Raw genomic sequence first — 18,293 nt, 5'->3', positions numbered from 1 at the left:
TCTCCGACGGCCCACGGCCCGGGCCTGTGGGGCCCGGGTGCCGTTCGTCGGCTGCCCCGGGCCCGGCCCGGCTGAGCGATCTACTGCTTGCCGAGCATCTTGTTCATCTCGGTGATCTCGGCCGACTGTGAGGTGACGATCGACCTCGCCATCGTCCTGGCGGCGCCGTAGGCGCCCTTGGCCTGCTCGGTCTTCGCCATCTCGACCGCGCCCCGGTGATGGCTGATCATCATGCGAGGGAACGCCGTGTCGAAGGCGTCACCGGACAGGCTCTTCAGCTTGTTCATGTCGCCGTCCGGCATCATGCCGGGCGCCGACGAGCCGGAGTGGTCCATGCCCGGCATGCTCTCCATGCCGGCCATGTTGTCGTCCGGGACCTTCTCGCCCCAGGACTTCAGCCAGCCGGACATGGTGTCGATCTCCGGGCCCTGGGCCTGCTCGATCTTCGCGGCCAGGTCCTTCACCTGTGGGGACTTCGCCCGCGATGCGGCCAGGTCTGCCATGGCCACGGCCTGCCGGTGGTGCGGGATCATTCCCTGGAGGAACGACACGTCCTGCGCGTTGTGGCCACCCCGCGCCGGCGAATCGGCAGCCGAGGGGCCGGCGGAGGTCATCGCCCCCATGTCGTGGCCGGAGTGCTCCGACGAGGGCGACGGGGATGAGGAGGAGGAATCGCTGCTGCCGCCGCAGGCGGCCAGCACCACCGCGGCGGTGGCGGCCGTGGCCAGCGCGGCGGTCCGGCGGATGAGGGAACGGCGAGATGCCATGAGAAGTACAGCTCCTTGAAGCGTCCGCGCCCACGCGCGGAAGAACGGATCCAGACAGGCCAGAGCACGACACCCCGTCGGAAGGGTGTCTGCGGGCGCCTCTAGATCCGCAGAAGCTGCAACTCGGAGAGATCCGGCGGTGCCCGGCCATCCACTGTCCGGGCTCCCGGCCCTCTGCGCACGGTCTCCGCGGGGTCGGCGCGTGCGGTCAGGGCGGGCGTCAAGGCGGGCGGAACGTAGGCAGTGGATGTACCGCCCGCCGCGCACGTCCCTCCGGCGTGGTCCATGACCATGCCCCCCTTGCCCGCATCCGACAGATGCCGGCAGTCTCCACCGACACCATGGGCAAGCGTGGAGTGATGGCCTGAGGACTCCACCGACATCATCACGTCGTGGCGGCCCGCCGCCGGCATACCGGCGGGTGACAGGGCATGCATCCCCAGCACCCCCGCCACCAGGGCCAGGACCAGCCACATCCAGCGCGCGGAGCTCACCTGGGAGCCGGTGCGAGCGCTGGACATCATGGGCTGATCGTAGTGGACCCTCGGCTGCCGGCAGGCGGCACCCGGGGCGTGGCGGGGAAGGGAACTCCGGCGCGGGCAGGGCCAGCCCGTCGCGGGCGGCGGAGCGAAGGCGGCGACCCCCGGATGCCGTACGAGGACAGAGGCGGACGGCGCGGCAACGAGCAGCACCCGGTCCACGTCGAGCCCCTTCACCCCGCGCGCGACGGCATGCAGCCACAGGACGGTGGACTTGGCCCGATCGTGTCAGACGAGGACTCTGGCCCACACCGTCTTCCCCACCACGCGGTCCCTGACCCCCCAGGACTGCGCCAGCGCGGTGACGAGGAGGAGGCCACGGCCCGATGTCGCCTCGGGGCCCGGGTCCGCGGCGACCGGTCGGTGGGAGGAGGCATCGGACACCTCCACCTCGACGGTCTTCTCGCCGTCGTAGACCATCGCGACCTCGAAGTACCGCCCTGGTACACGGCCGTGGCGCACCGCGTTCGTCGCCAGCTCGGAGACGACGAGTTCGACACTCTCCCGAGCGTCGTCCGGTAAGGCCCACGAGCGCAGGACGCAGCGGGCGCCACGGCGGAAGTGATGCGCGAACAGTACGAGTACCTGGTCGAGTGCGCCGGGCGCCCGAACGTCGCTCTTCAGGTCATGCTTCCCTGCTCGGCGCCCACGCGGGTTTGCGCGGCCCCATGTCGGTGATCGAGACACCCGAGCAGACGTCCTTGGTGTATACGGAAGCGCTGGGCAAGAGTCTGCTGGTCTCCAGGCCCGCCGACGTGGGTGTCCTTGTGCGCCGCTATGCGATGATCAGTCGACAGGCCCTCCGTCAGGAGGAATCCCTAGAGCTGATCGAACAGTTGGCGGGTGAGCTATGACTGACCTGAAGTGGTTCAAGAGCAGCTACAGCGACTCCGGCGGCGAATGCATAGAGGTCGCCCACACCGCCCACATACACATCCGCGACTCGAAGGCCCCGAGCCGCCCCTACCTCACCGTCTCCCCCGCCGCCTGGGCCGACTTCCTCACCCTCGCCTCCAAGAGCGAGCGGCGTTCGGGCCACTCCTCGGCCGTGATCGAGTAGATCGCGGTGTCCCGGAGGCGCTCCTGCTCTCCCGGGGCCCAGGAGCGGGACCAGTTCCGCAGGACGCCCTCGAAGCGGGCGCCCACGCTCTCGATGGCCGCGCGGGAGCGGGCGTTGCGCGCGTCGGTCTTCAGGTCGACGCGCGCAACGCCCCATCCCTCGAACGCGTGGCGGAACAGCAGGAGCTTGGACTCGGCGTTGACGCCCGTGCCCTGAGCCGACCGGGCGAGCCAGGTGAAGCCGACCTCGACGGCGTCGAGTCGGTCGTCCGACAGCCAGGAGCGCGGCTCCCAGTACGAGGTGGTTCCGACCACCCGTCCCGTGGCGACGGCGATCTGGGCGTACGGCGCGAGCCGGCCCGCCGCCGCCCGGGCGCGCTGGGCGTCGATGTAGTCCCCGACTTCGTGGGCCCTGGGCACCCAGGTGAACGCATAGGTGTCCCGGTGCTCCTCCGCAGCCACCGCCAGGTCGGCCGCGTGCCGGTGCTCCAGCGGCTCCAGCCGCACGAGCTCGCCCTCCAGGACCGGTCCCCTCAAGATGAACGTCACGGCCGAAGCCTGGCGGATACGCCCGCCATCGTCGAATGGATTTCGGGCCCGTCCGCGAGAACCTCCGCCGGCCGGGTCTTCGCCGGAGCAAGGGACGTCAGTGCCACCCCGCCCACCAGCAGCGCCGCCGCGCCCCAGCGCAGGGGGGTCACCGGCTCGTCCAGGAACAGGGCCGCGGACGACATGCCGAAGACCGGGACGAGGAGGGAGAACGGGGCGACCGTGGAGGCGGGGTGGCGGCGCAGCAGCCAGCCCCAGGCGCCGAAGCCGAACACGGTGGTGATCCAGGCGACGTAGAGGACCACGCCCACGCCCTGCCAGTCCAGGGCGCGCAGGGCCGCGAGGTCCCGGGAGGGGCCCTCCGTCAGGAGGGACAGGCCGAGCAGCGGCAGGACCGGGACCGTGCTCACCCACACCATGAAGTTCAGCGCGTCGGGCGGAGACGCCTTGCGGGTCAGGACGTTGGACAGGCCCCAGCAGGCCGCCGCAGCGATCACCAGGGCGAACGCGCCGAGCGGACCGGCCGTGCCCTCGTCGACGGCCGCGAGAGCCACGCCGCCCAGGGCCACCGCCATCCCCAGGGCCCGTATGCGCGAGGGCCGCTCGCCGAGGACCGCGAAGGCGATCAGTGCCGTGAAGACGGACTGGATCTGGAGCACCAGGGAGGACAGCCCGGCGGGCATGCCCGCGTCCATCCCGAGAAACAGCAGACCGAACTTGGCGACGCCCAGGACAACTCCCACCGCCACCAGCCATTTCCAGGCGACCTTGGGGCGGCCGACGAAGAAGACGGCCGGAACGGCGGCGGCCAGGAAGCGCAGGGCCGAGAACAACAGCGGCGGGAAATGGCCGAGGCCGATCTCGATGACCGTGAAGTTGATGCCCCAGACGGCGGCGACGAGGACGGCGAGAGCAAGGTGTGCGGGTCGCATGGGTCGAGGATCGCGCCCCACGACCGTGAAGCACCAGCGATGATTGCTGCATGGTTGGATGAAGCTCCGCTAATTCCTGTCAGGCCCGAGGGAGGGTCCGTGCTCGATCTCCAGCGGCTGCGCGCCCTGCACGCCGTCTCCGTCCACGGCACGGTCGGTGCCGCGGCCGCCGCGCTCGGGTACACCCCGTCCGCCGTCTCCCAGCAGATCGCCAAGCTGGAGCGGGAGACCAGGACCACGCTGCTCGAACGGGAGGGGCGCGGGGTGCGGCTCACCGACGAGGCACAGCAACTCGCCGCTGCAGCACAGGAGTTGATGACCATCGTGGAGCGCGCCGAGACGGACCTCGAGAAGCGCCGCGGGGTGCCCGCGGGACGGCTGACCGTGGCCGCTTTCCCGACGGCGGCGCGCGGGCTGATGCCGGGTGTGCTCGCGGATCTCGCGCGGCGGCATCCCGCGCTGGACGCCCGGCTCACCGAGGTCGACCCGCATCTGTCGGTGGACCTGGTCGCCAAGGGCGCCGTCGACCTCGCCGTCGTGCACGACTGGGACGTCGCCCCGCTGCCGGCGCCCGCTGGGGTGGAGCAGGCGGTCATCGGGGAAGACCTGTGCGATCTGCTCGTGCCCGAGGGACATCCGTTCGCCGGGCGGAAGGCCGTACGGCGTGAGGAGCTTGGCGGCGAGCGGTGGATCTGCCAGCCGCCGGGCCGGGTCTGTCACGACTGGCTGCTGCGCACCCTGCGGGCGGCCGGGCACGAACCCGAGGTCGTGCACCAGGCGGACGAGAACCCCACCCTCGTCGCCCTCGTGGCCGCCGGTCTGGGCGTGGCGCTGATCCCGCGCCTGGGCCGCGGCCCGCTGCCGGCCGGGGTCGTCGAGGTCGCCCTCGATCCGATGCCCGTGCGGCGGCTGTACGCGCTGTGGCGCACGGGCGCCGCCCGGCGGCCGGCGATCGCGGAGACCGTACGCACCCTGCAAGAGCGCTGGAGCGGGGCGGCGGCACGTCCACCGCGCTGACCACACGGCTACCGATGCGCGGAACCGACCGTGCGCGGGGAACCCGCCCGTGCCCGCCTCCGTCCAACGCGCAGGCTGCCGGGACGAGTCTCCGCTGCGGTGTCGGCCTCGCTGCCGGCTGCGATCGCTGACCACCCTCTCCGCCGCACGCGGCCGGCAGCACGCCGCCATCGGCGCGCCCCCTCCTACCGCGCCGATGGCGGCCCCGCCGGTTACTGTGCATCCCCTTGACTGGCAGAAACTTCCCGGATATTGGTGACTCCTCGGAAGTTTCCTTCAGCGTTCTCCCCAAGCGTTCTCCTCCGGAAGGAGCGCACGTGCACGACGCCGGCACGGGAAGCACCGCCCACCCGTCCAGACGCACGGTCCTCGCCGCCACCGCCGGCCTGACCGCGACCCTCGCCCTCACCCCGGACCCCGCCCGCGCCGCCGGGCACGACGACGAGCGGCTGGGGGCCCTGATCTCCCGTATGACGCTCGAGGAGAAGGTCGGCCAGCTCTTCGTGATGCGGGTCTACGGCCACTCGGCCACCCATCCCGACCAGGCCGACATCGATGCCAACCTCCAGGAGATCGGCGTCCGCACGGCCGCCGAACTGGTCGCCAAGTACCGTGTCGGCGGCATCATCTACTTCACCTGGGCGCACAACACCCGTACGCCGCACCAGATCGCGGACCTCTCCAACGGGATCCAGCAGGCGTCCCTCGCCCAGCCCCGCGGGCTTCCGGTGCTGATCGCCACGGACCAGGAGCACGGGATAGTCGCCCGTGTGGGCAGGCCCGCCACCCTCTTCCCCGGCGCGATGGCGATCGGGGCCGGAGGCTCCCGGGCCGACGCCCGTGCCCTCGGCCGGATCTCCGGCGCCGAACTGCGCGCCCTCGGTATCCGCCAGGACTACGCGCCCGACGCCGACGTGAACGTCAACCCGGCCAACCCGGTCATCGGCGTACGGTCCTTCGGCGCGGACCCGGACGCGGTGGCCGGCCTCGTCGCGGCGGAGGTGAGGGGCTATCAGGACTCCCGAGTCGCCGCCACCGCCAAGCACTTCCCCGGCCACGGCGACACGGCCGTCGACAGCCACTTCGGCTTCCCCGTCATCACCCACAGCCGAGAGGTGTGGGAGAAGCTCGACGCGGTGCCCTTCCGGGCGGCCATCCGCGCCGGTATCGACGCGATCATGACCGCGCACATCATGGTCCCCGCCCTGGACGACTCCGGCGACCCGGCGACGCTCTCCCGCCCGATCCTCACCGGCATCCTGCGCGAGGAACTGGGCTACGACGGGGTCGTGGTGACCGACTCGCTGGGCATGCAGGGCGTGCGCGAGAAGTACGGCGACGACCGGGTGCCCGTGCTCGCCCTGAAGGCCGGCGTCGACCAGCTGCTCAACCCGCCGTCCCTGGACGTCGCCTGGAACGCGGTGCGCACGGCGGTGCGCAGCGGCGAACTGACCGAGGCCCGGCTCGACGCGTCGCTGCTGCGTATCCTGCGGCTGAAGGCGAAGCTGGGGCTGCTCGACCGGCCCTACGTCACCGCGGACGGAGTCGACCGGACCGTCGGAACCCCCGGGCATCTGCGCACGGCGGACCGCATCGCGGACCGTACGACCACCCTGCTGGTGAACAAGGGGGGCCTGCTGCCGCTGTCGCGCCGTATGCACCGCAGGGTCCTCGTCGTGGGGGCCGACCCGGCGTCGCCGTCCGGCACGGACGGACCGCCCACCACCGTCCTGGCGAACGCCCTGACCGCACTGGGCTTCACGGCGACCGCCCTGTCCACCGGTACGGCGCCCACGACGGCGACGATCGAGAGGGCGGTGACGGCTGCGGGGAACGCGGACGCTGTGGTCGTGGGCACCTACAACGTGAGCGCGACGAGTTCCCAGCGGACCCTGGTGACCCGGCTGGCCGCCACCGGGAGGCCGGTGATCGTCCTCGCCATCCGGAATCCGTACGACGTGGCCCGACTCCCCGACGCGACCGCCTGTCTGGCGTCCTATTCCTGGACCGACGTGGAACTGCGTGCGGCGGCCCGGGTGATCGCGGGGCGGGTGAGTCCGCGCGGGAAGCTGCCGGTGCCGGTGCAGCGGGCGGACGATCCGACGCAGGTGCTGTATCCCCTCGGGTACGGGCTGTCGTACTAGGAGTACGGCGAGGACCGGGCGCGCGACCCCCGAATGCCGCAAAGCACCCCGAATGTCTGGCGTGGGCCGTGGCCGCGGTTCACGCTGGACGGGGGTGGACGGGGGGATGGGCGATGCGAGGGACACGAGCGTGGCTGGGTGCGCTGCTCATGGCCGCGCTGGCGGTGACCGGGCTCGGTGGGTGCCAGACGTCGTCGGGGGCGGCGCGGGACCGGGCAGGCGGGGGATCCACGGCACCTGGGCCGTCCGGGTTCGGGGCCGAGTTCCTCGCGGTCGACGAGTGCAGTTCCTTCGGGACGACGAGCTCCACCGAGGTGCCGTGCACCAGCGAACGGGCGGCGGCCCGGGTGATCGCCCGCTTCGACGGCGATCCGTCGAAGGGTCCCGCCTGCCCTGCGACCACGGACTTCGTCCTGCACATCGGCGCGTCCGGGACGGCGGCCCCCGGGTACGCGTGCATGCGGAACCTGGAGCCGCCGCACCCGGGCGACCCCGGCGGCGGGGGCGGACCGCGCACGGTCGTCGGGGACTGCGTCTACGGCGCGGGCAAGGGTGAGGTCCGCGAGACGGCCTGCGACGGCAAGGGCGGGCACGCGCCCGAGTACAAGGTGACCTCGGCGGTGACGCGGCGCTCGCAGTGCCCGTCGTCGACCGCGCTGTACGTGCAGTTGGGCGGCGAGCGACCGGTGGGCTGTGCCCGGACGGTGTGAACCGGCCGGGCACAGCCGGAGCGTCACGGCCTGAGTGCCGGTTCCCGCTCCGCGTCCCGGCGGTCCAGCCGCGCGTCGTACCTCGCCAGCGGCCGCGCCGCCGACGGGTCGGTGCGGACCGTCGCCGACGCCACCCCCGCCCAGTCCAGGATGCGGGCCGTGGCCAGGGTCTTCTGGTCGGCGACCAGACCGGCGACGTTCGCGCCGTGGTTCAGGCCGGGAGCCGTGAAGACGTAGGAGTCCTTCGCGCCCGCGCCGAGACGGAAGCGCTCCGCGCCCCACGGGTCGTTCTGGCCGTACACGAACAGCATGTGCCGTGCGTGGTGGCGCACCCAGGTGTCCACGTCCCGCATCGCCCCCGGCTGGAACCGCATCGGGATCGAGCGGGGCACGAAGTTCCGGGGCGGCTGGTAGCCGTAGCGGATCAGCTTCTTCTCGATGTACGGAAAGTGGATCGTGGGCGCCCCGAGCTGCGTACCCGCCTGGTAGTAGTACGGCGTGTAGGTCTCCAGTCCCTGGTCCGTGTACGCCGAGAAGCCCGAGATGGTGTCCACCGAGGCCCAGATCTCCTGGTCGGTGGCGTGCGCCGCGTCCGCCGGGACGGTGTCGCAGTCGGACAGCAGGCTGTACTGCCAAAAGCCCCACACATAGTCCAGGACGACCGCCTCGTAGGCCCGGTCCAGGCCGCCGATCGTCGTGAACGTGTAGCCGTTGTCGGCCGCGTACTGCTCGTACTTCCGCTTCAGCGGCTCCCGGCGCACCAGCGCCTCGCGCTGCACCGCCTGGAGCCGGTCCCGGCACTCCTTGGTGCCGACCGCCGCGAAGAAGCGGTCGTAGGCCGAATCCTCGTGGTTCACGACGTCGTTGGGGGCCACGTACGCGACGACGCCGTCCATGTCGTGCGGGTAGAAGCGCTCGTAGTACGTCGCCGTCATGCCGCCCTTGGATCCGCCCGTCGCGATCCACCGCTGGCCGTAGACCTGCTTGAGCGCCTCGTAGATGCGGTGCTGGTCGCTGGCCGCCTGCCAGATGTCCAGCTTCGACCAGTCGGCCGGGGCGGGGCGGGACGGGGTGAAGAAGCGGTACTCCATGGAGACCTGGTTGCCGTCCACGATCTGCGTGGGCTCACGGCGGCCCGGGGTGGTGGAGACGTTGTAGCCGCCGGTGTAGAAGACCGTCGGCCGTGAGACGTCCTTGTGCAGCACGGTGATCCGCTGCTGGAACGTGCCCTTGGACGGGTGCCGGTGGTCGACCGGCTGGGTGTAGTTCAGGACGAAGAAGCGGTACCCGGCGTACGGCTTCTCCTGGATCAGGCTCATGCCGGGTACGGCGAGCAGCCGGTCCTTGATGTCCGTGTCCGCCGCGGTGGCGGTGGCCGCCCCGGCCGTGCTCAGCGTGCCGATCAGCACCGCGAGCGCCAGCAGCCATCTGAGCGCCTTGCGCATGCACCCTCCCCTGTGTACGCGGATGTCCGCCGGAACCTAGCGGAGCAATTCCGGCAGCACCAGGGGAGGTTGGGGAAACCTGTGAAATGGCGAAGAAGATCCCCCGGCTTTGAGGGCGGCCGTCAGCACATGATCCAGCCGGAGCTGACCGAGCCCGAACCCACCGCTCCGCGGATCCATACACAGCGGTGGCCGACGTGCACGACCACCGGCCCGGCGTGGTGCGTGAAGCGCCCGTGGTCGGTCACGGGGCGGCTGCCGCGCGCCTGCACGCTGACCGACATGGGCTTCCGGCCGGAGGTGTTCTTCGCCATGGTCACCGCGCACACGAAGCCGTCGCGCTTGTAGACCCGCACCGAGCCGGTGGAGAAGGAGAGCGTGCGCACCTTCCGTCCGGAACAGAAGTCGGCCGCCTCCGCGTGCCCCGGGCTCGCCACCGCGAGCAGGCCGGAAGCCGTCAGCACGGCCAGGCCGAGCGCCAGGCGCCGACGGATCGCACCACTGTCCACTTCTCGTCCCTCCCGCGACCATCACCGTACTGGTGTACGGACGCAGGACGTACGTCGGATGGTTGCATCGCCCGGGGTGCGCGCACCCCGGGGAACGGGGGCGCCGACCGGTCACGCCGTCGACCCGACCCGCTCCTCGGGCTCCGGCATGCCGATGAACGTCCGCCACAGCCGTGCGTACCGGCCGTCGCGTCGCAGCAGCTCCTCGTGCGTGCCGTCCTCCGCGACCCGGCCTCGGTCCATGACCACCACCCGGTCGGCGCGGGCGGCCGTCGTCAGCCGGTGGGCGACCACGAGCGTCGTGCGGCGGCCGGTCAGACGGTCCGTCGCCTGGTTGACCTGGGCCTCGGTGGCCAGGTCCAGCGCGGCCGTGGCCTCGTCTAGGAGCAGAATGTCGGGGTCGACCAGTTCCGCGCGGGCCAGGGCGATCAGCTGCCGTTGCCCGGCGGACAGATTGCGGCCGCGCTCGGCGACCTGGTGCAGATAGCCGCCCTCCAGGGTGGCGATCATGTCGTGCGCGCCCACCGCCCGGGCCGCCGCCTCCACCTCGGCGTCGGTCGCGTCCGGGCGCCCGTAGGCGATGGCGTCCCGGACGGTGCCCGCGAAGAGATACGCCTCCTGCGGGACGACGCCGAGCCGGTGCCGGTACGAGGTCAGGTCGAGGGAGCGCAGATCGGTGCCGTCGACCAGGACCCGGCCGCGCGTGGGGTCGTAGAACCGGGCGACGAGCTTCACCAGCGTCGACTTGCCGGCTCCCGTCTCGCCGACGAACGCGACGGTCTGTCCGGCGGGGATCGTCAGGTCGATGCCGCCGAGGGCCTCCTCGTCGTCGCCGTAGGCGAAGCCGACGCCCTCGAAGGTGACGTCGCCGCGCAGGGACAGCACTTCCAGCGGCTCGTCGGCGGCCCTGGTGGCGGTCGGCTCCTGAAGCAGTTCCTGGATACGGCCGAGCGACACCGTGGCCTGCTGGTAGCCGTCGAAGACCTGGGAGAGCTGCTGCACCGGAGCGAAGAACAGGTCGATGTACAGCAGGTACGCGACCAGCGCACCCGTCGTCAGCGTCCCGGCGTCCACCCGGTGCGCGCCCACGATCAGCACGGCCGCGGAGGCCGCCGACGACAGGAGCTGCACGAAGGGGAAGTACACGGAGATCAGCCACTGGCCGCGGATGCGCGCCCGGCGGTAGCTGTCGCTGCCCTCGGTGAACCGCCGTCCGCCGTCCCGCTCGCGCCGGAACGCCTGGAGGATCCGCAGCCCGGACACCGACTCCTGGAGGTCCGCGTTGACCGCCGACACCCGCTCGCGGGCGAGTTCGTACGCCTTCACGCTGGCCCGGCGGAAGAAGAAGGTCGCCACGATCAGCGGCGGCAGGGTGGCGAACACCACGAGCGCGAGCTGAACGTCGATCACGAGCAGGGCGACCATGATCCCGAAGAAGGTGACCACGGAGACGAAGGCGGTGACGAGCCCCGTCTGGAGGAACGTCGACAGCGCGTCGACGTCGGTCGTCATCCGGGTCATGATCCGGCCGGTCAGTTCCCGCTCGTAGTAGTCGAGGCCGAGCCGCTGGAGCTGCGCGAAGATCTTCAGCCGGAGGGCGTACAGCACGCGCTCGCCGGTCCGCCCGGTCATGCGTGTCTCGGCGACCTGCGCCGCCCACTGGACGAGGACGGCGAGCAGGGCCAGCAGGGACGCGGCCCAGACCGCGCCGAGGGCCATCCGGGACACACCCTGGTCGATGCCGTGGCGGATCAGGACCGGCAGCAGCAGGCCCATGCCCGCGTCGACCGCGACGAGGCCGAGGCTGACGAGGAGCGGCAGGCCGAAACCACGGAGCAGCCGGGTCAGGCCGTACGACTCCTCGGGCCGGACCGCGCGTGCCTCGTCGATGCCGGGGATGTCGGTGGCCGGGGGCAGCTGCTCGACCTGCGCGAGGAGTTCGGGGGTCGCCGGGGTGCCGGTCAGCGCGTGATCCCTTGGTTCGCGGTCGCCGGTCCACAGATGCGGGGTGACGCCCCGCTCCGCGTCGAACTCGGCGTCCAGCTCCTCCCGGACGGTGGTGTCCTCCTGCGGCGGCGCGGGCAGCGGGTGGCCGGGCGAGACCCCGCCCAGTTCGTCGGGGTCGGTCAGCAGCCGCCGGTAGAGGGCGGACCGCTCCTGGAGCTCCTCGTGCGTGCCGATGTCGGAGAGCCGGCCGCCGTCGAGGACGGCGATGCGGTCGGCGAGGTTGAGGGTGGAGCGCCGGTGGGCGATCAGCAGCGTCGTGCGGCCCTCCATGACCTGCTTCAGCGCCTCGTGGATCTCGTGCTCGACGCGGGCGTCCACCGCCGAGGTCGCGTCGTCGAGGACCAGCAGCCGGGGATCGGTGAGGATCGCCCGCGCCAGCGCGACGCGCTGGCGCTGGCCGCCGGAGAGGGTCAGACCGTGCTCGCCGACCTTGGTGGCGTATCCGTCGGGTAGCTCGGCTATGAAGCGGTCGGCCTGCGCGGCGCGGGCGGCCCGCTCGATCTGCTCGTCGGTGGCGTCGGGGCGGCCGTAGGCGATGTTGTTGCGGACCGTGTCCGAGAAGAGGAACGAGTCCTCGGGAACAAGTCCGATCGCGGCGCGCAGCGACCCGAGGGTCAGCTCCCGCACATCGTGGCCGCCGACGAGGACGGCACCGTGGGTGACGTCGTAGAAGCGGGGCAGCAGCAGCGAGACCGTCGACTTGCCGGAGCCGGAGGAGCCGACGACGGCGAGGGTCTCGCCGGAGCGTATCGCGAAGGAGAGGCCGTCGAGGACCGGCCGGCCGTCCCGGTAGGCGAAGGAGACGTCGTCGAACTCGACGGTCGCGGGGGCGTCGGCGGGCAGTTCCTTGGTGCCGTCCGTCAGCGACGGCTCGGTGTCGATCAGTTCCAGGACGCGTTCGGCGCCCGCGCGGGCCTGCTGGCCGACGGTGAGCACCACGGCGAGCATGCGCACCGGGCCGACGAGCTGGGCGAGGTAGGCGGAGAAGGCGACGAACGTGCCGAGGGTGATGTGCCCGCGCACCGCGAGCCAGCCGCCGAGCGCGAGCATGGCGACCTGGCCGAGGGCGGGCACGGCCTGGAGGGCGGGCGTGTATCTGGCGTTCAGCCGGATGGTCCGCAGCCGGCCCGCGTACAGGCGGCGCCCGCCCTCCCGGAGCTTGCCGGTCTCCTGCTCCTCCTGCCCGAAGCCCTTCACCACGCGGACGCCGCTGACGGCGCCGTCGACCACACCCGCCACGGCGGCGGCCTGCGCCTGGGCGTACCAGGTGGCCGGGTGCAGCCGGGTGCGGCTGCGCTTGGCGATGAACCACAGGGCGGGCGCGACGGCCAGCGCTACCAGGGTCAGCGGCAGCGACAGCCACGCCATGATGATCAGGGAGATCACGAAGAGCAGGACGTTCCCGATCGTCATCGGGAGCATGAACAGCAGGCCCTGTATCAGCTGCAGGTCGCTGGTGGCGCGGCCGACGACCTGGCCGGTGGACAGCTCGTCCTGGCGCCGCCCGTCGAGCCGGGTGATCGTCCCGTACATGTCCGTGCGCAGGTCGTGCTGGACGTCGAGGGCGAGCCGGCCGCCGTAGTAGCGGCGGATGTAGGTGAAGACGTAGACGAGGACGGCCGCGCCGACGAGGCCGGCGGCCCAGGGGCCCATGGACCGGCTGTGGTTCCCGACGACGTCGTCGATGATCACCTTGGTGATCAGCGGGACGACCGCCATGACGGCCATGCCGCCGAGAGAGGACCCGAGCGCGAGGACGACGTCCTTCGGGTAGCGCCACGCGTACCCTGCGAGCCTCCGTGCCCAGCCGCGTGTGTCCCCCTCGTGCGCCACCACGCCGCCCCCTTCCTGTCGCCCTGTTCGTCCGCAAGGCAGCAACGCGGACCGAGGCGGATTTCATCCCTCCGCAACAATCCCGGGTCAAAGGTCCCGGGGCGCCCGCGACCACGGTCCTAGGCCGTTGACGCTCAGTGACGTTTCTGCGCTGAAGGTGATGACCCGGCCGAGTGAGTAAAGGCGTCGTACACCGTGGACCGCACGGGCGGGGTCGGGGTGAGCGCCTCCACCGGGCTGCTGGAGCGGAACATCGCGCGGTTCCGTCCTCTGGTTGGAGGCGCCCCGGCCGGCCGGGGCGACCGCCGGCGGGGCCGGCACCGGGGGGCGGTCCAGGATCTTTCCGTCGCTGGAGTAGCGGCGCACCGACGGTTCGGTCTCGGAGGAGACGAGCCGGGTGCCGATGGGGGTCCCCCCGCTCGAGCGGAGCCGAGAGTGGGGGAGGTCGACGACCAGCCCCTCGGAGTCGAGCGCGGCGCCCTTCTCGTCGGTCAGGTTCACCACGCTCGTGGGCGCGAGGGTCCTGCGGTCCAGGGTGAACAGCGAGGAGCGGTCGGACAGCGCGGCGACTGCGCCGTCGCGGTCAACGGAGAGCGCGGAGGGATTGCCGACGAACGTGCCCTCGTACGTCGTCTTGTCGAGGGCGTCCGAGAAGCCCCGGATGTCCACTGCGGAGGAGCACGCGTGCGGGGTGGCGGGCGCGCCGGCAGCGGCCGGTGAGGTGGCCGCCGCCGGCGTGGCGGTGACGGTGACGGTGACGGTGACGAGAAGGGTTCTCAGGCGCGTGCCGTCACGGTAGGACGAGGCGGATGGCCCCGGAGTGGTCTCCCCGTGGATCACCGGGACTTGGGCCGTGTCGGCTCACCGCCCGGCCGCGGGGCCTCAGTTCGCCGGGGCCGCCGGGAACGCCTCCTTGGGCGTGCTCGTGGGCACGTACGCACTGGTCGTGGAGGCCGTCGGCACCAGGTCCCTGTGGATGGCCCTGGCCACGTTCTGAATCGTGGTGACGCCGTAGTCCATGGTGCTGTTGTCCTGCGTCAGCACGGTGATCATGTAGTCGTGCCCGGCCCCGTTGAAGGTGCCGACGCTGTGCACGCGCCAGCCGTGCGTGGCGCGCTGCAACCAGCCGTTCTTGACGTGCACGGAGACACCCGAGGGTGCGCCCGCGGGAGTGCCCCAGCGCTGCGAGGAGACGACCTTCCCCATGAGCTTCAGGATGTAGGCGCGGGAGTTGTCGCTCAGCACGGAGTTCTTGGCGGTGATGAGCTTGAGCAGCTTCTGCTCGTCCTGCACGGTGATCTGGGTCAGGCCCCAGTAGCCGTTCGCGCCCGGCTTGGTCTGGGTCATGCCGGCGGCCGTGAGGAAGCCCTTGATCTTCGTCAGACCCAGCTGCCTCCACAGAGTGCTGGTCGCGTTGTTGTCCGACTTTGTGATCATCGCCGTGGCGAGGGTGTTCTCACGGTCGGTCAGATAGCGGTTGTGCTTCTTGGCGTCCCAGAGCAGCGTGGCGAGCACGGTGACCTTGACGACGCTGGCCGAGTCGTAGGCGCTGGTGGCGCGCAGCGAGCAGGTGGTGTTCGTGGAACGGTCGTAGAGGCCGACCGCGACGGTTCCCCTGCGGCCCGCGAGGGCCGCGGTGATGTCCTTCTGAAGCTTGGCCGCGAGGCCCGTCTTGCCCGATGTGCAGCTGACCGTCGGCGCCGCCGCGGCGGCGGGCGTCGCGGCCGCCGCGAACGGTATGAGAATCCCGGCGCCGAGGCTCGCACAGAGCACACGGGCACGCCGGGACATCCGGTGAGTCATGAAAGGTCCTATCCCCTCGACGAGAAGAGTGCGCCCCGGCGCACTCGCACCTCATGACGCGCGGCGAGGGGCGAAAGGTTGTACGGGTTCGACTCGGGCGGGGAGGGTCCGTGCCGCGTCACCTCTTGCGCCGGACCTCGGCCCCCTGTGCCCGGGAAGGCTCAGGGGGCCGCCACGCGGCGCCCGGCCGCTCAGCCCAGGTGCGTCGGGGCGAACATGCGCAGCACCGCCGGCAGGACGACCACCGAAGGGCCCGGCTCGGCGAGGGCCTTCGCCAGGTCCTCCTCAAGGGTCTCGGGAGTCGTACGCACGCCCGGGACGCCGAACGACTTCGCCAGGGCCACGTAGTCGGGGCGGGTCAGTTCCGTCGCCGTGGGCCGGCCGAAGGCGTCCGTCATGTACTCGCGCAGGATGCCGTAGCCGCCGTCGTCGACGATCAGCCACGTCACGTTCAGGCCGTACTGACGTGCCGTCGCCAGCTCGGCGATCGAGTACAGCGCGCCGCCGTCACCCGAGACCGCCAGGACCGGGCGCGTCGCGTCCGCCGCGGCCGCGCCCAGCGCCGCCGGGAAGCCGTAACCGAGGCCGCCCGCGCCCTGCGCCGAGTGCATCGTGTTCGTGCCCTGCGGGTCGAACGCCGACCACGCCCAGTAAGCCAGGATCGTCATGTCCCAGAAGGACGGCGCGTCGGCGGGCAGAGCGCGGCGCACCGACGCCAGCACCCGCTGCTCCAGGTCCAGTTCCTGGGACGCGATCCGGTCGGCGACCCGTGCGAGCAGCTCCCTCACGCGCTTCGGAGCCGTCCCGTCCTCCCGTGCGGGCACCGTCTCCAGCAGCGCCTGGAGCGCCAGGCGCGCGTCCGCGTGGATGCCCAGGGCGGGGTGGTTGGACTCCAGCTTCCCCAGGTCCGCCTCGATCTGGATGACCCGGCCGCGGGGCTTGAACGTGTGGTAGTTCGAGGACAGTTCACCAAGGCCCGAGCCGACCACCAGCAGGACGTCCGCGTCCTCCAGGAAGTCCGTCGTGTGGCGGTCCTCCAGCCAGGACTGGAGGGAGAGTGGGTGCTCCCAGGGGAAGGCGCCCTTGCCGCCGAAGGTGGTGACGACGGGGGCGTTCAGTTTCTCGGCCAGCCTGCGGAGCTTGCCCGCGGCGTCCGCCCGGACCACTCCCCCGCCCGCGATGATCGCCGGGCGGGACGCCTTCGTCAGCAGGTCGGCCGCGACCGCGGTCAGTTCGGGGCGCGGCGCCAGGTCCTCCGGCGTCGCGTCCACCGCGGTCACCACGGGCAGGCTCGTCTCCGCGAGAAGCACGTCCTGGGGGATCTCCACCCACACCGGCCCGTGCGGAACCGTCAGCGCGGATTTCCAGGCAGCGGCGATCGCCGACGGGATCTGCGACTGCGTGCGGACCGTGTGGACCGACTTGACCACGCCCCGGAACGAAGCCGCCTGGTCGGGGAGTTCGTGCAGATAGCCGTGGCGGCCGCCGCCCAGACCGGCGGTCGGGATCTGGCTGCTGATGGCCAGGACCGGGGCCGACGCCGCCGCCGCCTCCTGGAGTGCGGCCAGGGAGGTCAGCGCGCCCGGGCCGGTGGAGACGAGGAGCGGGGCGGCCTCTCCCGTGATCCGCCCGTACGCGTCCGCGGCGAAGCCCGCGTTGTTCTCCACCCGCAGGCCGACGTACCGCAGAGCGGAGCGGCTCAGCGCGTCGAACATGCCGAGCGCGTGCTGGCCGGGCAGGCCGAAGACGGTGGTGGCGCCGAGCCCGGCCAGCGTCTCCACGACCAGGTCTCCGCCGTTGCGGCCGAGGGGAGGGTTCAGCGCGGCCTCGCACTGTGCCTGGGTCGGGCGGAGGACCAGGTCGTGGTCGTGGGTCACTTGGTCTCGGTCTCCTCACCCGCGCGGGCGGCCGCGATCTGGCGGGTCATGATGGTCGTCAGCTCGTAGGCGGTGTGGGAGGCGGCCACCGATGTGATCTCCGCGTGGTCGTAGGCGGGCGCCACCTCGACGACGTCCGCGGAGACGAGGTTGCAGGAGGCGAGGCCGCGCAGGATCTCCAGGAGCTCGCGCGAGGTCATGCCGCCGGCCTCCGGGGTACCGGTGCCGGGGGCGTGCGCCGGGTCGAGGCAGTCGATGTCGATGGAGATGTACAGCGGGCGGTCGCCGATGCGCTGGCGCAGCTGGTCGGCGACCTCGTCCGCGCCGCGCCGGTAGATGTCGGCGGAGGTCACGATGCCGAAGCCCATCTTCTCGTCGTCGGTGAGGTCCTGCTTGCCGTACAGCGGGCCTCGGGTGCCGACGTGGGAGAGCGCGGAGGTGTCGAGGATGCCTTCCTCGACGGCGCGGCGGAACGGGGTGCCGTGGGTGTACTCGGCGCCGAAGTAGGTGTCCCAGGTGTCGAGGTGCGCGTCGAAGTGCAGCAGCGCCACGGGGCCGTGCTTCTTGGCGACCGAGCGCAGCAGCGGGAGCGCGATGGTGTGGTCGCCGCCGAGGGTCATCAGGCGGGCGCCCGTGCCGAGGAGTTCGTCGGCGGCGGCCTCGACCATCTCCACGGCCTCGTTGATGTTGAACGGGTTCACGGCGATGTCGCCGCCGTCCGCGACCTGCGCGAGGGCGAAGGGGGAGGCGTCCTGCGCCGGGTTGTACGGGCGCAGCAGGCGGGACGCCTCACGGATGGCGTTGCCGCCGAAGCGGGCGCCGGGACGGTAGGAGACGCCCGAGTCGAAGGGCACACCCACCACCGCGACGTCCGCGGTGCCGACCTCGTCGAGGCGGGGCAGCCGGGCGAAGGTCGCGGGGCCCGCATACCGCGGGATGCGGGACGAGTCGACGGGTCCGCGGGGTCGGCCGGCGCCTGCTGCGGGGTTCTCGGTGCTGCTCATCGTCGGACTCCTCCGGGTCATGCGTGTTTCTTCCAGTGTCGCGGACCCCCGGGCGGGACCCGCACGGTCCGGCCGCCCTGCGGCGACCGGACCGAAGC

At 71.8% G+C, this 18,293-nt stretch carries 15 protein-coding genes and 2 pseudogenes; 5 read left to right on the top strand and 12 right to left on the bottom strand.

Annotated elements, in window-relative coordinates:
* Positions 1 to 80 precede the first annotated feature (80 nt).
* From ABZ823_RS01195 to ABZ823_RS01185, 3 genes are all read right to left on the bottom strand, one after another.
* Positions 81 to 767 carry a DUF305 domain-containing protein gene (locus tag ABZ823_RS01195; protein WP_361652344.1) on the bottom strand — a complete coding sequence of 229 codons (687 nt, stop codon included), beginning with the start codon at positions 765 to 767 and terminating at the stop codon, positions 81 to 83.
* 101 nt (positions 768 to 868) lie between these two features.
* The gene (locus ABZ823_RS01190; protein WP_361652342.1) at positions 869 to 1,291 is read right to left on the bottom strand and encodes a DUF6153 family protein; all 423 of its coding nucleotides are present in this window, start codon (positions 1,289 to 1,291) and stop codon (positions 869 to 871) included.
* 243 nt (positions 1,292 to 1,534) lie between these two features.
* Positions 1,535 to 1,843 carry an ATP-binding protein gene (locus ABZ823_RS01185; RefSeq protein ID WP_361652827.1) on the bottom strand — a complete coding sequence of 103 codons (309 nt, stop codon included), beginning with the start codon at positions 1,841 to 1,843 and terminating at the stop codon, positions 1,535 to 1,537.
* A gap of 27 nt (positions 1,844 to 1,870) precedes the next feature.
* On the opposite strand from ABZ823_RS01185, the pseudogene ABZ823_RS01180 reads away from it, so the two are divergent.
* Positions 1,871 to 2,160: pseudogene (locus ABZ823_RS01180) on the top strand (Scr1 family TA system antitoxin-like transcriptional regulator).
* On the top strand, positions 2,157 to 2,366 hold the full coding sequence (locus ABZ823_RS01175) for a DUF397 domain-containing protein (RefSeq protein ID WP_361652340.1): 210 nt from the start codon (positions 2,157 to 2,159) through the stop codon (positions 2,364 to 2,366). The pseudogene ABZ823_RS01180 and the gene ABZ823_RS01175 overlap by 4 nt, the downstream one beginning before the upstream one ends.
* Here ABZ823_RS01175 and ABZ823_RS01170 read toward each other — a convergent pair.
* Both ABZ823_RS01170 and ABZ823_RS01165 read right to left on the bottom strand, forming a co-directional pair.
* Positions 2,270 to 2,914 carry a GNAT family protein gene (locus ABZ823_RS01170; RefSeq protein WP_361652338.1) on the bottom strand — a complete coding sequence of 215 codons (645 nt, stop codon included), beginning with the start codon at positions 2,912 to 2,914 and terminating at the stop codon, positions 2,270 to 2,272. The two genes, ABZ823_RS01175 and ABZ823_RS01170, sit on opposite strands and share 97 nt — an antisense overlap.
* Positions 2,911 to 3,846: an EamA family transporter gene (locus tag ABZ823_RS01165; protein WP_361652336.1), complete on the bottom strand. Its 936-nt coding sequence runs from the start codon at positions 3,844 to 3,846 to the stop codon at positions 2,911 to 2,913. The genes ABZ823_RS01170 and ABZ823_RS01165 overlap by 4 nt, the downstream gene beginning before the upstream one ends.
* Positions 3,847 to 3,945: 99 nt before the next feature.
* On the opposite strand from ABZ823_RS01165, the gene ABZ823_RS01160 reads away from it, so the two are divergent.
* The 3 genes from ABZ823_RS01160 (at position 3,946) to ABZ823_RS01150 (ending at position 7,717) form a co-directional block, all read left to right on the top strand.
* Positions 3,946 to 4,863, top strand: coding sequence for a LysR family transcriptional regulator (locus ABZ823_RS01160; RefSeq protein ID WP_361652334.1), 918 nt, complete (start codon positions 3,946 to 3,948; stop codon positions 4,861 to 4,863).
* 317 nt (positions 4,864 to 5,180) lie between these two features.
* Positions 5,181 to 7,007, top strand: coding sequence for a glycoside hydrolase family 3 protein (locus tag ABZ823_RS01155; protein WP_361652332.1), 1,827 nt, complete (start codon positions 5,181 to 5,183; stop codon positions 7,005 to 7,007).
* A gap of 113 nt (positions 7,008 to 7,120) precedes the next feature.
* Positions 7,121 to 7,717 (top strand): hypothetical protein, encoded by a 597-nt coding sequence (locus tag ABZ823_RS01150; RefSeq protein ID WP_361652330.1) that lies wholly within the window; start codon positions 7,121 to 7,123, stop codon positions 7,715 to 7,717.
* Positions 7,718 to 7,740: 23 nt separating this feature from the next.
* Here the strand turns inward: ABZ823_RS01150 and ABZ823_RS01145 are convergent, their stop codons facing one another.
* The 7 genes and pseudogenes from ABZ823_RS01145 to speB form a co-directional block, all read right to left on the bottom strand.
* On the bottom strand, positions 7,741 to 9,162 hold the full coding sequence (locus ABZ823_RS01145) for a S28 family serine protease (protein ID WP_361652328.1): 1,422 nt from the start codon (positions 9,160 to 9,162) through the stop codon (positions 7,741 to 7,743).
* Positions 9,163 to 9,284: 122 nt separating this feature from the next.
* Positions 9,285 to 9,671, bottom strand: a complete 387-nt coding sequence (locus ABZ823_RS01140; protein ID WP_361652326.1) for a hypothetical protein — start codon at positions 9,669 to 9,671, stop codon at positions 9,285 to 9,287.
* A 111-nt stretch (positions 9,672 to 9,782) separates the two neighbouring features.
* On the bottom strand, positions 9,783 to 13,514 hold the full coding sequence (locus ABZ823_RS01135; protein WP_361652324.1) for an ABC transporter ATP-binding protein: 3,732 nt from the start codon (positions 13,512 to 13,514) through the stop codon (positions 9,783 to 9,785).
* Between the two features lie 267 nt (positions 13,515 to 13,781).
* Positions 13,782 to 14,291 (bottom strand): annotated as a pseudogene (locus tag ABZ823_RS01130) (esterase-like activity of phytase family protein); the annotation flags it as partial.
* Positions 14,292 to 14,393: 102 nt separating this feature from the next.
* Entirely contained in the window at positions 14,394 to 15,314 is a 921-nt protein-coding gene (locus tag ABZ823_RS01125; protein WP_361652322.1) for a serine hydrolase, read from the bottom strand.
* Between the two features lie 191 nt (positions 15,315 to 15,505).
* A complete protein-coding gene (locus tag ABZ823_RS01120) occupies positions 15,506 to 17,191 on the bottom strand; it encodes a thiamine pyrophosphate-binding protein (protein WP_361652320.1) in 1,686 nt (561 codons plus the stop codon).
* Positions 17,188 to 18,195 carry an agmatinase gene (gene speB, locus ABZ823_RS01115; RefSeq protein WP_361652318.1) on the bottom strand — a complete coding sequence of 336 codons (1,008 nt, stop codon included), beginning with the start codon at positions 18,193 to 18,195 and terminating at the stop codon, positions 17,188 to 17,190. The genes ABZ823_RS01120 and speB overlap by 4 nt, the downstream gene beginning before the upstream one ends.
* Between the last annotated feature and the right edge of the window lie 98 nt (positions 18,196 to 18,293).

This window comes from Streptomyces sp. NPDC047079, from assembly GCF_040643755.1.
In the GTDB taxonomy this organism is placed as follows: Bacteria; Actinomycetota; Actinomycetes; order Streptomycetales; family Streptomycetaceae; genus Streptomyces.
This window is presented reverse-complemented; position numbering and strand designations above follow the sequence as displayed.

What these genes read in the sequence shown, in the direction of transcription:
- ABZ823_RS01195 (WP_361652344.1), bottom strand. Translation starts at nt 767, where the DNA reads ATGGCATCTCGCCGTTCCCTCATCCGCCGGACCGCCGCGCTGGCCACG.
- ABZ823_RS01190 (WP_361652342.1), bottom strand. Translation starts at nt 1,291, where the DNA reads ATGATGTCCAGCGCTCGCACCGGCTCCCAGGTGAGCTCCGCGCGCTGG.
- ABZ823_RS01175 (WP_361652340.1), top strand. Translation starts at nt 2,157, where the DNA reads ATGACTGACCTGAAGTGGTTCAAGAGCAGCTACAGCGACTCCGGCGGC.
- ABZ823_RS01165 (WP_361652336.1), bottom strand. Translation starts at nt 3,846, where the DNA reads ATGCGACCCGCACACCTTGCTCTCGCCGTCCTCGTCGCCGCCGTCTGG.
- ABZ823_RS01150 (WP_361652330.1), top strand. Translation starts at nt 7,121, where the DNA reads ATGCGAGGGACACGAGCGTGGCTGGGTGCGCTGCTCATGGCCGCGCTG.
- ABZ823_RS01145 (WP_361652328.1), bottom strand. Translation starts at nt 9,162, where the DNA reads ATGCGCAAGGCGCTCAGATGGCTGCTGGCGCTCGCGGTGCTGATCGGC.
- ABZ823_RS01125 (WP_361652322.1), bottom strand. Translation starts at nt 15,314, where the DNA reads ATGACTCACCGGATGTCCCGGCGTGCCCGTGTGCTCTGTGCGAGCCTC.
- speB (WP_361652318.1), bottom strand. Translation starts at nt 18,195, where the DNA reads ATGAGCAGCACCGAGAACCCCGCAGCAGGCGCCGGCCGACCCCGCGGA.